The 12,481-nt window shown below is 42.0% G+C and carries 12 protein-coding genes; all 12 read right to left on the reverse strand.

The window, feature by feature from the left end; genetic code table 11:
• Nucleotides 1–98: 98 nt before the first annotated feature.
• Nucleotides 99–1,436, reverse strand: a complete 1,338-nt coding sequence (locus PCY71_RS04200; protein ID WP_002925460.1) for a dipeptidase — start codon at nucleotides 1,434–1,436, stop codon at nucleotides 99–101.
• Nucleotides 1,437–1,457: 21 nt separating this feature from the next.
• On the reverse strand, nucleotides 1,458–2,969 hold the full coding sequence (locus PCY71_RS04205; RefSeq protein WP_002925462.1) for a YfcC family protein: 1,512 nt from the start codon (nucleotides 2,967–2,969) through the stop codon (nucleotides 1,458–1,460).
• A 204-nt stretch (nucleotides 2,970–3,173) separates the two neighbouring features.
• Nucleotides 3,174–4,121 (reverse strand): carbamate kinase, encoded by a 948-nt coding sequence (arcC, locus tag PCY71_RS04210; RefSeq protein ID WP_048771604.1) that lies wholly within the window; start codon nucleotides 4,119–4,121, stop codon nucleotides 3,174–3,176.
• A 166-nt stretch (nucleotides 4,122–4,287) separates the two neighbouring features.
• Nucleotides 4,288–5,304 carry an ornithine carbamoyltransferase gene (argF, locus tag PCY71_RS04215; RefSeq protein WP_002900826.1) on the reverse strand — a complete coding sequence of 339 codons (1,017 nt, stop codon included), beginning with the start codon at nucleotides 5,302–5,304 and terminating at the stop codon, nucleotides 4,288–4,290.
• A 50-nt stretch (nucleotides 5,305–5,354) separates the two neighbouring features.
• The gene (gene arcA, locus PCY71_RS04220) at nucleotides 5,355–6,584 is read right to left on the reverse strand and encodes an arginine deiminase (RefSeq protein ID WP_002912023.1); all 1,230 of its coding nucleotides are present in this window, start codon (nucleotides 6,582–6,584) and stop codon (nucleotides 5,355–5,357) included.
• Between the two features lie 289 nt (nucleotides 6,585–6,873).
• Nucleotides 6,874–7,560: a Crp/Fnr family transcriptional regulator gene (locus tag PCY71_RS04225; RefSeq protein ID WP_002912020.1), complete on the reverse strand. Its 687-nt coding sequence runs from the start codon at nucleotides 7,558–7,560 to the stop codon at nucleotides 6,874–6,876.
• A 47-nt stretch (nucleotides 7,561–7,607) separates the two neighbouring features.
• Nucleotides 7,608–8,105 (reverse strand): DUF1648 domain-containing protein, encoded by a 498-nt coding sequence (locus tag PCY71_RS04230; protein ID WP_004187746.1) that lies wholly within the window; start codon nucleotides 8,103–8,105, stop codon nucleotides 7,608–7,610.
• Nucleotides 8,092–8,373 carry an autorepressor SdpR family transcription factor gene (locus PCY71_RS04235; protein WP_002896078.1) on the reverse strand — a complete coding sequence of 94 codons (282 nt, stop codon included), beginning with the start codon at nucleotides 8,371–8,373 and terminating at the stop codon, nucleotides 8,092–8,094. The genes PCY71_RS04230 and PCY71_RS04235 overlap by 14 nt, the downstream gene beginning before the upstream one ends.
• The gene (locus tag PCY71_RS04240) at nucleotides 8,351–9,139 is read right to left on the reverse strand and encodes a YhfC family glutamic-type intramembrane protease (RefSeq protein ID WP_048771598.1); all 789 of its coding nucleotides are present in this window, start codon (nucleotides 9,137–9,139) and stop codon (nucleotides 8,351–8,353) included. Before PCY71_RS04240 ends, PCY71_RS04235 begins: the two co-directional genes overlap by 23 nt.
• Before the next feature lie 190 nt (nucleotides 9,140–9,329).
• A complete protein-coding gene (locus PCY71_RS04245; RefSeq protein WP_293826298.1) occupies nucleotides 9,330–10,409 on the reverse strand; it encodes a serine hydrolase in 1,080 nt (359 codons plus the stop codon).
• A 135-nt stretch (nucleotides 10,410–10,544) separates the two neighbouring features.
• On the reverse strand, nucleotides 10,545–11,150 hold the full coding sequence (gene sodA, locus PCY71_RS04250; RefSeq protein WP_048771593.1) for a superoxide dismutase SodA: 606 nt from the start codon (nucleotides 11,148–11,150) through the stop codon (nucleotides 10,545–10,547).
• 62 nt (nucleotides 11,151–11,212) lie between these two features.
• Nucleotides 11,213–12,259 (reverse strand): DNA polymerase III subunit delta, encoded by a 1,047-nt coding sequence (gene holA / locus PCY71_RS04255; RefSeq protein ID WP_048771588.1) that lies wholly within the window; start codon nucleotides 12,257–12,259, stop codon nucleotides 11,213–11,215.
• Nucleotides 12,260–12,481 lie beyond the last annotated feature (222 nt).

Raw genomic sequence — 12,481 nt, forward strand, 5'->3', positions numbered from 1 at the left:
ATTTACGATTTTTGCCTCAATGAAACCCATTAGTAAATCAGCAAGCCATATTTGACTAGAGCAATGCATTACCGAAGATAGTTTCAAAAAGTCAGCATTTAAGGTGTCGTAGCCAAACGATAAATAGCCCCTGCGTAAATATCCATTGCCCGATATAGATCAGCTAAGAGCAATCGTTCATTGACCTGATGCTCTGTCTGATCAGCTCCCGGAAAGAGAGCGCCGAAGGCAACACAGTTAGGCATCGTACGAGCAAAGGTCGCTCCGCCAGAAGACATAGCTGGACTGTTGTCTCCTGTTTTCTCCTGATAAATTGCCATCAGAGTGCTGACCAACTCGCTGTCCAAAGGTATGTATAGCGGAGCCAAGTAATCAAACTCCTGATAGGTCAGCCCGTATTGACTGGCTATTTCTGCCAGCTTTTCAACCAACTTATCCTTGTCTGCCAAGACCGGAATCCGCATGTCAATCCGAATCTCAGAGCGGTCAGAGCTTAAAGTCAGACCAGCAACATTAAAGGAAAGAAAGCCCGTCGGTTCATCAGACACAGGACCAAAGAGATGGCTGCCTGTCGCATCTTCACCAACCGCCTGATCAAGAAAGGCAAGAGCCGGATGCGAATCCAGGGACTGCAAGACCTTGGCTAGGCGAATAATAGCATTGACTCCTTGAGCGGCATCCTTAGCGTGCTTGGGCAAGCCGATAACCGTTACTTCTTCTGCCGTTCGCTCATATTCATAGCCTAAACCTTCCAAGCCAGCAACGACTGACTCCAGTAAGTCACCTGAATAGGAAGCCTTGGCAGGAACAACATTAAAAGCTTGACCAGCTTCGAGCTCTAAAGTATCAGAGCCAGGTCCTTCTAGCTTAAGCTGCAGAAGCCCCTTCTCAGCATAGGTCAAAGGGAAGGAAGAGTCTGGTGCAAAGCCAAGTGTAGCCTGCTCTTCTAGCTGGTTGTATCTACCCATACAACGCCAAAGTGTCTCCTCATCTGTACCAAAGATAAAGCGAACCCGCTTTTTAAATTCCACTCCACTGTCCAGCAATGCTTTTACAGCATAAAGAGCGGCCATGGAAGGTCCCTTGTCGTCCTGCACCCCACGACCAAAAATCCAGCCATCTTTGACAGTGGCTTCAAAAGGCGGCGTCTGCCAGTCCGACTCATCACCTGATGGAACAACATCCAAATGACAGAGAACGGCCAGGAGCTGGGCTCCATGACCGATTTCTGCATATCCGTAATAACCTTTAGGGTCGAGGTAGGTTGTAAAACCTAGCCCCCGACAGATTTCCAAAGTTTTTTCTAGGACATCTTGGATAGCTTGTCCAAAAGGTGTTCCATTTTGACCTTCCTTCAGTACTGAAGGATAGGAAACGATTGTTTTCAAAGATTCAAGAAAATCTTCTTTAACTTCTTCCGTTATAAAATTTTTCATGGAATCACCTCAGCTTCTAGCTTATAGGAACGGTAAGAAAGTTCCTAGGAGTAAGAGACCAATACTGATCGCAATGATAGCTACAATCAGCTTACCGATAAATTTCCACCAAGTACCAATATTGATACGTCCAAGTGCCAAAGCCCCCATAACAATACCAGAAGTTGGAGCAACCAGGTTCAGCACACCTGAAGCAGACTGGTAAGCTGTGATGATCAAGCTTGCCTTGACATTGACAAATTCTCCCAAAGGAGCCATGATTCCCATAGTTGCACTGGCCAGACCAGATGATGATGGGATAAGGAAGGACATTGGCAGGTAGAAAATGTAGGTCAAGACGATAAATACTTGTGATGACAGACCGCTGAGTCCTTGTTTGCCCCAGTTGAGGATAGTGTCTGTAATCATACCGTCATTCATGATAACTTGGATACCACGGGCAATTGCTACGATTAGGGCTACGCTAAGCAGGTCAGCTGCACCGTTCATAAAGGCTGAGATAATCTTATCTTCCTTGAGACCGTAAACAGCACCAATCAAGATTCCCATGAAAGCAAAGAGCATAGCTCCTTCTGGGAAGTACCAAGTACCCAGTGCGGAAGTAGATGAACCAACAATCTTACCAACAACTGGAAGACCAGTCAGCCAGGCATTGATGTCCTTAAAGATAGTAATACCGAGACCTGTCCAAGGAATGAAACTTAATACCATAAGGACAAATGTCAAAATGAACAATACTAAGACAATTCTTTGCTTTTTGCTCAGTGTTGACTCAACAGATGAAGAAGTTTCAACGTTGAAGTGTTTCAAATCTTCTTCGCGAGTGCTGTAAACCAGTGACTTGGTCGGATCCTTTTGAATTTTATCTGCATAGCGATAAACAAACCAAGTACTGAGAGCTGTCATGACAAACAAGAAGATGAGACGGAGAGCAATTCCTTCACCGGTACTAACACCAGCTGTTGCTGAAGCGATACCAGTTGCAAATGGATTTAGCGTAGAAGCCAAACATCCAATTTGCGAACCAAGCAGGATAATAGCCACCCCAGTCAGACTGTCAAAACCAACCGCCATCATCACCGGCACCAAAAGCGGATAGAAGGCCATGGTTTCCTCACCCATACCATAGGTAGTACCACCGAGGGCAAAGAGAGGCATCAAGACGACAATCAGCATCTTTTCGCGACCCTTGTACTTCTTAACGATAGAGGCAATTCCCACATCCAAAGCGCCAGTTTCATTGACAACACCAAGGAAACCACCAACCATGAGGATGAAGAAGGCAACATCTATCGCAGCAGTAGTTTCCTTGATTAAGGATCCTTCTTCTGGATGCGTACCCAGCATAGCACGAATCGGTGCCATCAGGACATCCCAAATCCCTTGCGGATTTTGCGCTTGTTTTTGATACACGCCATCTATAAAAGCTCCTGCTGGGATAATCCAAGTCAGCACTGCCATAATGGCAATGATTATCAACAATACGGTGTAAGATGAAGGCATCTTAAACCCTTTTTTTGTTTTTTCACTCATTTGTATTCCCTCCTAAACGTTTTTTACGAGGTTACGAACCTGCATTCCCCTGTATGAGTAAACAAGAAAACGCTTACTTTGTTTTTATTTTACCATATTAACATTGAAAAAGCTAGTATTTTTGAAAATAATCAAAGGTTTTCAGGAAAAGACTTGCAGCAGCGACAGAGCTCAGCTGCTATAGACTTTCAATCAGTTCTATGTCTAGCCTTTTTCAATAATCGTACCGCTCTCAGACTCAATCAGAGCACCAAGATTTTCCAGAGATGTGATAACTGCTTTACCTTCTGGACGGCCATTGACAAAGGCAATAGCTGCTTCTACTTTTGGAAGCATGCTGCCTGGTGCAAATTGTTCTTGCTTGATGTATTCTTCCAATTGAGCAACATTCACATGCTCTAGTTTTGCTTGGTCTGGTTTGTTGTAGTTAACAAAGACATAGTCTACACCCGTCAAGACGATGAAGAGGTCTGCATCAACCAACTCTGCCAAGCGCTGAGAAGCAAAGTCCTTGTCAATAACGGCTTCAACACCAGTAATATGGCCATTGTCTTCCTTGACGACAGGAATTCCGCCGCCACCCGCAGCCACTACTACTTGACCTTGATTCAAAAGCGTACGAATCGTTTCAATTTCCTTGATGTCTACTGGTTTTGGTGAAGCAACAACCTTGCGCCAACCACGGCCAGCATCCTCTTTGAAAGTCGCTCCGCTCTTTTCAGCTTCCGCTTTTGCTTCTTCCTCTGAGTAGAAAGGACCGATTGGCTTGCTGAGGTTGACAAAGGCTGGATCGTTCTTATCTACCACTACTTGCGTCACAACAGAAGCAACATTCTTTTCGATTCCTTCATCCAAGAGAGCATTTTGCAAAGCATTTTGCAGCCAGAAGCCGATGCTGCCTTCTGTCATTGCTACAAGAGAGTCTAGTGGGAAGGCAGGGTTCTTTTCAGAGTCTGCTGCCAACTGTTGCAGCAGCAAGTTCCCTACCTGTGGACCATTTCCATGGGTAATGATAAGATCATCCCCGTTTTTAATCAATTTCACCAAGTGTTTAGCAGTTTCCACCAAGGCTTCCTGCTGTGCTTTCGCTGATGGGTCAGATGAAAGGATGGCATTTCCTCCCAAGGCTACAACGATTTTACGATTTGCCATTAAATTCTCCTTAAATGCGCTTCAATGAATGCGCTTCCAATTTATTTTAGTAGATTATTTAATTTTCAATAAGAAAATGAGCATTTCTTATCATATAAAAGAGGGCCGGACTAAAGCTATTAGTCGCAGCCCTCATAGCTGTTGGTAGACGGTTTCTTAGGTAAGATTATACTTTTGGAATGTAGAGGTTTCCAAGAGTTGCAGCCATAACCGCTTTAATTGTGTGCATACGGTTTTCTGCTTGGTCGAAATGACGAGCATATTTGCTGCGGAAGACTTCGTCTGTTACTTCCATTTCCTCTACGCCGAATTTTTCAGCGACATCTTTACCGTAAACAGTATTTGTATCGTGGAATGCTGGTAAGCAGTGCAAGAAAATCAAGTTTTCGTTATCAGCTTTCTTCACCAAATCCATGTTTACTTGGTAAGGTTTAAGGAGGGCAACGCGTTCTGCAAACTTGTCTTCTTCACCCATAGATACCCAAACGTCTGTGTAAAGAACATCAGCACCTTTAACCGCTTCGTCAGCATCTTCAGTGATGAGGATACGTGCGCCGCTTTCTTTCGCAAAGCCTTCTGCCAATTCAACGATTTCTTTTTCTGGGAAGAGTTCTTTTGGTGAGAAGATGTGAACGTTGACACCAAGGATAGCTCCTGTTACCAGCAAGCTGTTGGCAACGTTGTTACGTCCATCACCACAGTATACCAATGTCAAGCCTTCCAGACGGCCAAAGTTTTCTTGAACAGTCAAGTAGTCAGCCAACATTTGAGTTGGGTGCCATTCGTCAGTCAGGCCATTCCATACTGGAACACCTGAGAATTCTGCCAATTCTTCTACCATGCGTTGGCTGAAGCCGCGGAATTCAATCCCATCAAACATACGGCCCAATACTTTAGCAGTGTCTTCTGTAGATTCTTTCTTACCAAGCTGGATATCATTTGCACCAAGGTATTCTGGATGTGCTCCCAGGTCAATGGCTGCTGTTGTAAAAGCTGCCCGAGTACGAGTAGATGTTTTTTCAAACAAGAGAGCGATATTCTTACCAGCAAGATAATGGTGTTGAATATTGCGTTTTTTCAAATCTTTCAAGTGAGCTGAAAGACCGATAAGGTATTCTAACTCAGCACGGCTAAAGTCTTTTTCTGCTAAGAAGCTACGTCCTTGGAATACTGAATGTGTCATTCTATTATTTCCTCTTTCTTTTCTTTATGTATTTGTTAGCACTTGTATGCTTAAATTTCTTCACGTTCAAACGGCATAGACATACAGCGTGGTCCACCACGACCGCGAACCAATTCACTTCCGCGGATCTTAATCAAACGCAAGCCGTATTCTTCCAAAATCTTGTTAGTAACGGTGTTGCGGTCATACACCACTACCACACCAGGTGCGATGGTCAAGGTGTTAGAACCGTCATTCCACTGCTCACGCGCAGCAGCTACAATATTGCCACCGCCACAGCGAATCAGGTGAACTTTTTCCACACCAAGGTTTTCTGCCAAGATTTCTGCCAAATCACCTTTTTCTTCAACAATCTTAAGTTTGTCATCAACATAAGTTACTGAGTAAACGCGAAGATCGCCTTCGATTTCTGGGTGAATCGTGAATTTGTCATAGTCAACCATAGTGAAGACAGTGTCCAAGTGCATGAACTTACGGTTGTTGGCAAATTCAAAAGCCAAAACTTTCTTGAAGCCAACATTTTTCTTGAAGATATTGACCAAGAGTTTTTCGATAGAAGCTGCGTCTGTACGTTGTGAAATACCAACCGCCAGCACATCTTTTGAAAGAACCAGTTCATCCCCACCTTCGATACGTGTATCTTCTTCACGGTTATATACAAGTTCAACATTTCCACCGTATACTGGGTGATATTTGAAGATGTATTTACCGTAGAGAGTTTCACGATTACGAGTATCTGCATACATGTGGTTGAGCGATACAGCATTACCAATTGTAGCAAATGGGTCACGTGTGAAGTAGAGGTTTGGCATTGGATCAATAGCGAATGGATAATCAGATTCCACCAAGTCCGTCAAGCCTTTTGCTTCTTCAGGAATTTCTGGCAATTCAACTTTTTGAACCCCTGCCATCGTTTTTTCAACCAACTCTCGGTTATCTTTGATACCACGAAGCAGTTCGCGAATAGCTTTCTTGGTTTCACGGCCGCGAATATTGGCTTCTTCCAGATATTCTTCGATGAATTGCTCACGGATTTCTGGAGAAGTCAGTGACTCAGCAGCTAGCTGCTCAAGATAGAGCACCTCAACTCCTTCATTACGAAGCGCTTGAGCAAAGTTATCATGTTCTTTTTGTGCATCTTCCAAGAAAGGAATATCATCAAAAAGAAGACGTTCTAAGTAGTCCGGCTGCAAGTTTTCCAACTCCTTGCCAGGACGGTGCAACATAACTTTTTTCAGTTTTCCAATTTCTGAGAAAACACGAATTGGATGTGTAGACATCTACTATCCTCCTTTTTCTTTGCGGTTTAGGTTTTTCTAATCCCGTTTACATGTACTATTCTAGCATTTAATGCTACCGCTTTCAAGAAAAAGTCTACATTGCAAATGCCAAATCCTTTGCTTTTTTCTATTTTTATTTTTATAATATTCTTCTTTAAAGCGTTTTCTTTGAATATTTTATGCATTATATTATTTTTGTGAATATTTATTTTTTAAAATAAAATCAATACACGGTTAATATTAGAATATTTTGAATATATTAAGCAAAAAAGAAGCCAATCAGAACCGATTAGCTTCCAGCAAGGTATTTCATGAAATACTCTTTCTCTTTAAAAGTTAATTTTTTATGTTGGTATTCAATCCGACCTTCATCTAAGAGCTTTTTCAGAACTTGATTGACCGTTTCCCGAGTCGTGGCTCCTAGTTTTGCCAACTCTTTCATACTGATAGGAAAGGGCAGGCTATCTCCTACCTTGCACAAATCCATGCAGAGCAGAGACAAGGACTGAACCACACGCTCGCTGGCACTGGCTGCTACAACATTGCGCAAACGAAGTTCCTGAAATTCCAGAATTTGCGACAGCCGCTTGGTAATAAACAAAAGCTGATCCACACTCTTCTTAGAATATTCTTCAAATAAATCAATAGGAATGGAGAAATATTCGACATTGGTGACAGCGCTGGCTGTATAATGGTAGCACTCATCAAAAAACATACCTCCATAGGGGAAAACACTGTTTTTCTTGACATAATCCATATATGAAAATGTGTCTGTCGAATCATACTGCTCAATCCGAACATAGCCTTGAGACAAGAGAAAAAGTCGCTCACGTCGATCCCCCGCAAAAAAGATAATCTGCCCTTTAGGAATCTTGCGATACTGAATCTCCACTGCTAATTTATCGAAAAGCTCCACTGGCAGATTGACAAAGGCAGGGTGCTGCCGGATAAATTGATAATGCTCCTTGGTAATCATGATAACCCTTTTATTTGATACTTGATACCATTATAGCATAAATCCGCTTACAAATAGAAAATGCTGACTATAAAAGTAAGAAATCCTAACAAAACAAAGAGGTGTGCCCATTTTCTATTCATGGAATTTCTGTCAGCTTGTACTTTTTTGGGCAAGTAATTGCCTACAATTATGAAAACCAAAGCAACTAGCATAGTTACAATTTTACGCACATCAAAACTCTCATTTAAGCCCCGATAAATGGTAGCTAGATACAGCGAAACAAAGGTAAAAGGAAATATCCAGCGAATAAGGTGCTTAAAGGTTCTATTTAAGATATCTTTGGCAATGGTTATCCAGTAAATCATAACTTCTAGTAGCATCATGACAATTGGAAAAGCCGAAACTACTAAAAACTTAGGTAAAAAAGCATTTCCTTTTCCAGATAAGTCAAAGTGAATAGCCAAGTTTTCTGGTAATGTTTGATAGACCCAGATGGCATATAAAACTGGCAGGAGCATGAGTCCAAGCGCCCAGCCTAATTCTTGTAAACTATTTTTTTTCATTTTCGTTTCCTCCTCCAAGAGATTGAAACCAGACAAGAATTTCTTCAAAAACAGTGACATCTAAGCTGTAATATATAAAGTTCTTCTGCTTTTCTTCTATGAGCAGACCGGCTTTCTTTAGCTGAGAGAGGTGGTAGGATACTGTCGCAGGGGTCAGCTCAAAAGCTTGAGCAATTTCCCCTGCTGACTTCGGACCATGCTTGAGCATTTCCAGAATCCCCCTTCGAACTGGGTCAGCTAGGGCTTTAAGCGTTTGACTGATGCCCATGATTGAACCTTTCCTTCAGGTAAACTTTCAAGATTTTCTTGGTCAGAAAGACTAGTGCCACTACTTCTACTAAGAGCAGAGCCTCAACAGCCAGTGGCGGAAGAACGCCTACCTGAGCCAGAGCAGGCGCTAAGTCAATCAGGGCGTGAAGTCCCAGAGCGGCTAAAAAATACACTGGAGCCTTCTCCTTGACCGCTTTCCAAACCCAGAAGGTCAGAAGGATTTGAATGAGAATAGCCAAGATCCGTTCAAAAGCCAAAAGATAGATGCTGCCAGCGTTCATGGAACGGACATTGTCAATAACTGCTTGAGGAATTTGAGCCAGCGTCTGAGCATTCCCCTGAGTCACTACCTGAGCTATAACCCAAAAGTTTAAGAGACTGACAATACCAACAAACAAAGCCTCAATACCACCATGCCCCAAGCCATAGGCCACACCATCCCTAAAGGTCAGTGGACGCTTCTTCTGCAGCCAGTAAAAGATGACCCAGCGGGCTGTTTCTTCAAAAATAGCTGCCGCAGCAATAGCATAAAGAACGTATAGCCAAGGATTTTCCGTCTGCAAAGCGATAGTTCCATCAGCCTGAGGCTGTAAAACGATACGATGCAAAATATTTTCCAGAACTTGACTAGACAGATAAAAGCCAACTCCCCCTAAAAGGAAAACTAGCAGAGAAATGTGCTTGGTCTTTTTAAAATAAACCAAAGGAACAAGGACTGACCCTAAAATCAGCAGCATGGCAATCAAGATATGAATGGAAATCATCGTTTTTCTCCTGAACTGTTTAGATTTTTTTCTAAATAGATTATACATCTTTCCTTTCTTTCTGTCAAATCTATTTTGATTTTTTTCTAAATAGATTTCAATCTAAAAGTCATCAAGCTTTACTGCATTTTAAAACAAAAAATACGCCCAGATTTTCATCTAAAGCGTATTTTTTCTGATTTCTATTAGATTAGTTCATATTAACCCGATGCCATTCATTGATGACGTAGGCTAACTGACCAACTTGCTCAATTCCGACACCACTGATCTCATCACTGGCCTCGGTGCTACCACCTAAATAAGCCGTATAGAGAGCTATAATATAGGGCTTCTCTTCCATGACTAGAGCATCCACATTGAGCGCTTCACGAACATATCCTGGCTTTTGATAAATGGTAATGTCACGCAGATAGCGCTTATAATACTCACCTGGGAAGGATTCGCCTATATAATAAAGGATATCCTTGTACTTTTCCTGATTTTTAGACAAATACTCAAGGACCTGAATATAGTAGTCCGTCGTGGTCTTATTATTCTCACGGCTGATCGTCTTAATATCAGCCTTGGACTGACCGTAGCGACTAAACATATCATAGGCCTTTTCCATGCCGCCTAGACGCTCTGCTAAAGCGTAGGCTGGAGTATTTTCAGAATAAACCAAGGAATATTCCTGCATGTCTGATATTCTCATAGCACCGTTGAAAGCACCAACATAGTTATCATGCTCGCCCCTATATTCATAGTTTGTATTGGTAATATCAAACCGCTCGTCCATAGAAAGTTTGCCGGCAGCAACCTCATCTACTACCAGCATATTGAGAGGGAGCTTGTAGGTCGATCCCGCAGTCATAGGCTGGGTATCATTCATTGCAAAGGTCTTGCCAGTCGTCAAATCCTTATATGAAAATGCAACCTGGGAGGGTTCAATTCCCATTTCAGTCATATAAGCCTGAATGACCTGAGTCAAATCCAAATTTGCATAGTCAAATCGCAGCCCCAAAGCATCCATAGTCGGGCCGTCCGCCTCCATGACCTTCTGCTTCTCCTCTGGACTTTTCTCAACAGGCTTCGGCTTTTCTTCAACTAGTTTGGAATCAGGCTTGACTTTCTCTTCTTTCTGTTCTTGCTCGCCAGACTTTGCAAGTTGGGCAGCCTCTTGTGCTTTCTTTTCAATAGCCTTATTTCGTTGGGTTATAAAAAGGAAGATGAAGCCCAGCAGACAAAGACAAGAAAGGACAGCTACGATAATCGTTACAATTTTTTTACTCAAAACATTTCTCCTAGCATTTGTATTATAAAAAATTATGAGGAAAATAACAAGTGAAACCCAGAAAAAAGGCATTTTAAGCATCAAAAAAGGCAAATCATTAATCGATTCGCCTTTTTATCTATTGAAACTGCCTGTTTATTTAGCAGCAGCGTAAAGTTCGTCAACCTTTTTCCAGTTAATAACTGAGAAGAAAGCTTGGATGTAGTTCGGACGAAGATTGCGGTATTTCACATAGTAAGCATGTTCCCAAACATCCAGTCCCAAGATTGGAGTTTTACCTTCTGAAATAGGAGTATCCTGATTTGCTGTTGAAGTTACTTCCAACTTACCTTCTTTGTTGACAACCAACCAAGCCCAGCCAGAACCAAAACGAGTTGTAGCCGCTGCAGTGAAAGCTGCTTTAAAGTCTTCAAATGATCCAAAAGTAGCTTCGATATCCGCTGCCAACTCTGCAGATGGTGATGTTTCTGCTGGTGTCATCAATTCCCAGAAAAGAGCGTGGTTAAGATGACCACCACCGTTGTTGATGACTGCTTGACGGATATCAGCTGGGATAGACTCCACATCAGCCAATAAATTTTCCAAGTCTTCACCAATTTCAGGATGTTTTTCAAGCGCAGCATTAACATTCGTTACATAGGTATTATGGTGCTTGTCATGATGCAAGTGCATTGTTTCTTCATCAATGTAAGGCTCTAACGCATCGTAAGCGTAAGGAAGATCAGGTAAGATAATTGCCATTTGATAGACCTCTTTTTCTATATGATTATAAAAATGATAACGCAATCATTAGAATTTTTCAACTATTTTGCTTGTAAGTCACCCGTCGCAATCTTGAGCAGAGCCAAATCAAACAGGTAATCTTTATCATACAGCCCCGACTTAATCTGGTAATCCGTTTCAATCAGACAGGCCATGGTCCTTTTAAGAAAGGCTAAACTCAGTGAGCGAGCATCCTTTAAAGCAAACTTGACTTGATAAGGATTGACCTTGCGGCCTAGATAGTCAGACAAATCAGACACAATCTGACTCTCAGCTCTGCCATTTTCTGCTAAAACCTTAACCTGCGTAAAGATACGAAACTGCCCCAGCATAATGGCAATAAGCTTGATTTCATCCTCACCTTGAAGAGTCAAATCTCGTACCAAACTTCTGACCTCATCAATCTTCTGCTGCAAAATCAGCTGGGTCAGGTCAAAAATATTGTCCTGAAGAGTCTTGGGAATGGCCTCGGCAATGTCTTCTAAACCAATCTGACCAGACTCTTTATAACCTTTCAGAAAGGCTAGATTTTTACTAACTTCACTGAACTGAAAACCTGATTTCAGCAGCAACTGATCGAAAGCTGTCGTAGCAAATTGTAATCCTTCTGCCTGCGCTTCCTTACTGAAATAAGCCCGTAGATCTGCTTCCTTGAGTTCTGCAGCCTCAAAAATTTTCCCGTCCCGTTTCAGTAGCTTGACCAGACGGCGCTTGCTATCCAACTTACCTTCTGCGAAGATAACCAGATGAGTTGTATCCGCTGGATTTTCTAGGTAATTTTCAAAAGATTTGAGTTCTTCATCAGTCAGATACCGCTTCTTGGCTGTTGTCAAATCAGCAAAATGGTCCAAAATTACGATTTTTTCATCCGCAAAAAAAGGCAGACTGACCAAGTCCAATTCCACATCCTGATAGTTTGCTTCTTTCATATCGAAAATAGCAGTGTTCAAATCACTCGGTTGAAACTGAATCTGGCGGAGAAACTGCTCTTTCAACAACTCAAACTGCCCCAAATCATCCCCAGCCAAAATGGTCAAAGCAGGAAGATTGCTTGGCGTGATTTTTTTAATTTCCTCAATAGCTAACACCGAAAGTCTCCCCTGCTTTATATTTCTTGTCAATTTTTTTCATGTATTGATTGTAACAAAAAAGAGTCGGAAAGTCTGTTATTTTCTTTGCAAACAAAATCTAATTTTTGAATAGATCTGCTATATAAATAGAAACTGTTACTAGCTTCATTTTTCTTTGTTCTAAAAAACTATCCATGTCCAGTTCTGTTCAAGATTTTCTACGAGCAATAGAACGAAAAG

The sequence above is a fragment of the Streptococcus sp. SN3 genome, assembly GCF_030439905.1.

Bases quoted from the DNA above. Each gene is read 5' to 3' on its own strand.
- PCY71_RS04200 (WP_002925460.1), bottom strand. From the start codon at position 1,436: ATGAAAAATTTTATAACGGAAGAAGTTAAAGAAGATTTTCTTGAATCT.
- PCY71_RS04205 (WP_002925462.1), bottom strand. From the start codon at position 2,969: ATGAGTGAAAAAACAAAAAAAGGGTTTAAGATGCCTTCATCTTACACC.
- arcC (WP_048771604.1), bottom strand. From the start codon at position 4,121: ATGGCAAATCGTAAAATCGTTGTAGCCTTGGGAGGAAATGCCATCCTT.
- argF (WP_002900826.1), bottom strand. From the start codon at position 5,304: ATGACACATTCAGTATTCCAAGGACGTAGCTTCTTAGCAGAAAAAGAC.
- arcA (WP_002912023.1), bottom strand. From the start codon at position 6,584: ATGTCTACACATCCAATTCGTGTTTTCTCAGAAATTGGAAAACTGAAA.
- PCY71_RS04225 (WP_002912020.1), bottom strand. From the start codon at position 7,560: ATGATTACCAAGGAGCATTATCAATTTATCCGGCAGCACCCTGCCTTT.
- PCY71_RS04230 (WP_004187746.1), bottom strand. From the start codon at position 8,105: ATGAAAAAAAATAGTTTACAAGAATTAGGCTGGGCGCTTGGACTCATG.
- PCY71_RS04235 (WP_002896078.1), bottom strand. From the start codon at position 8,373: ATGGGCATCAGTCAAACGCTTAAAGCCCTAGCTGACCCAGTTCGAAGG.
- PCY71_RS04240 (WP_048771598.1), bottom strand. From the start codon at position 9,139: ATGATTTCCATTCATATCTTGATTGCCATGCTGCTGATTTTAGGGTCA.
- sodA (WP_048771593.1), bottom strand. From the start codon at position 11,150: ATGGCAATTATCTTACCTGATCTTCCTTACGCTTACGATGCGTTAGAG.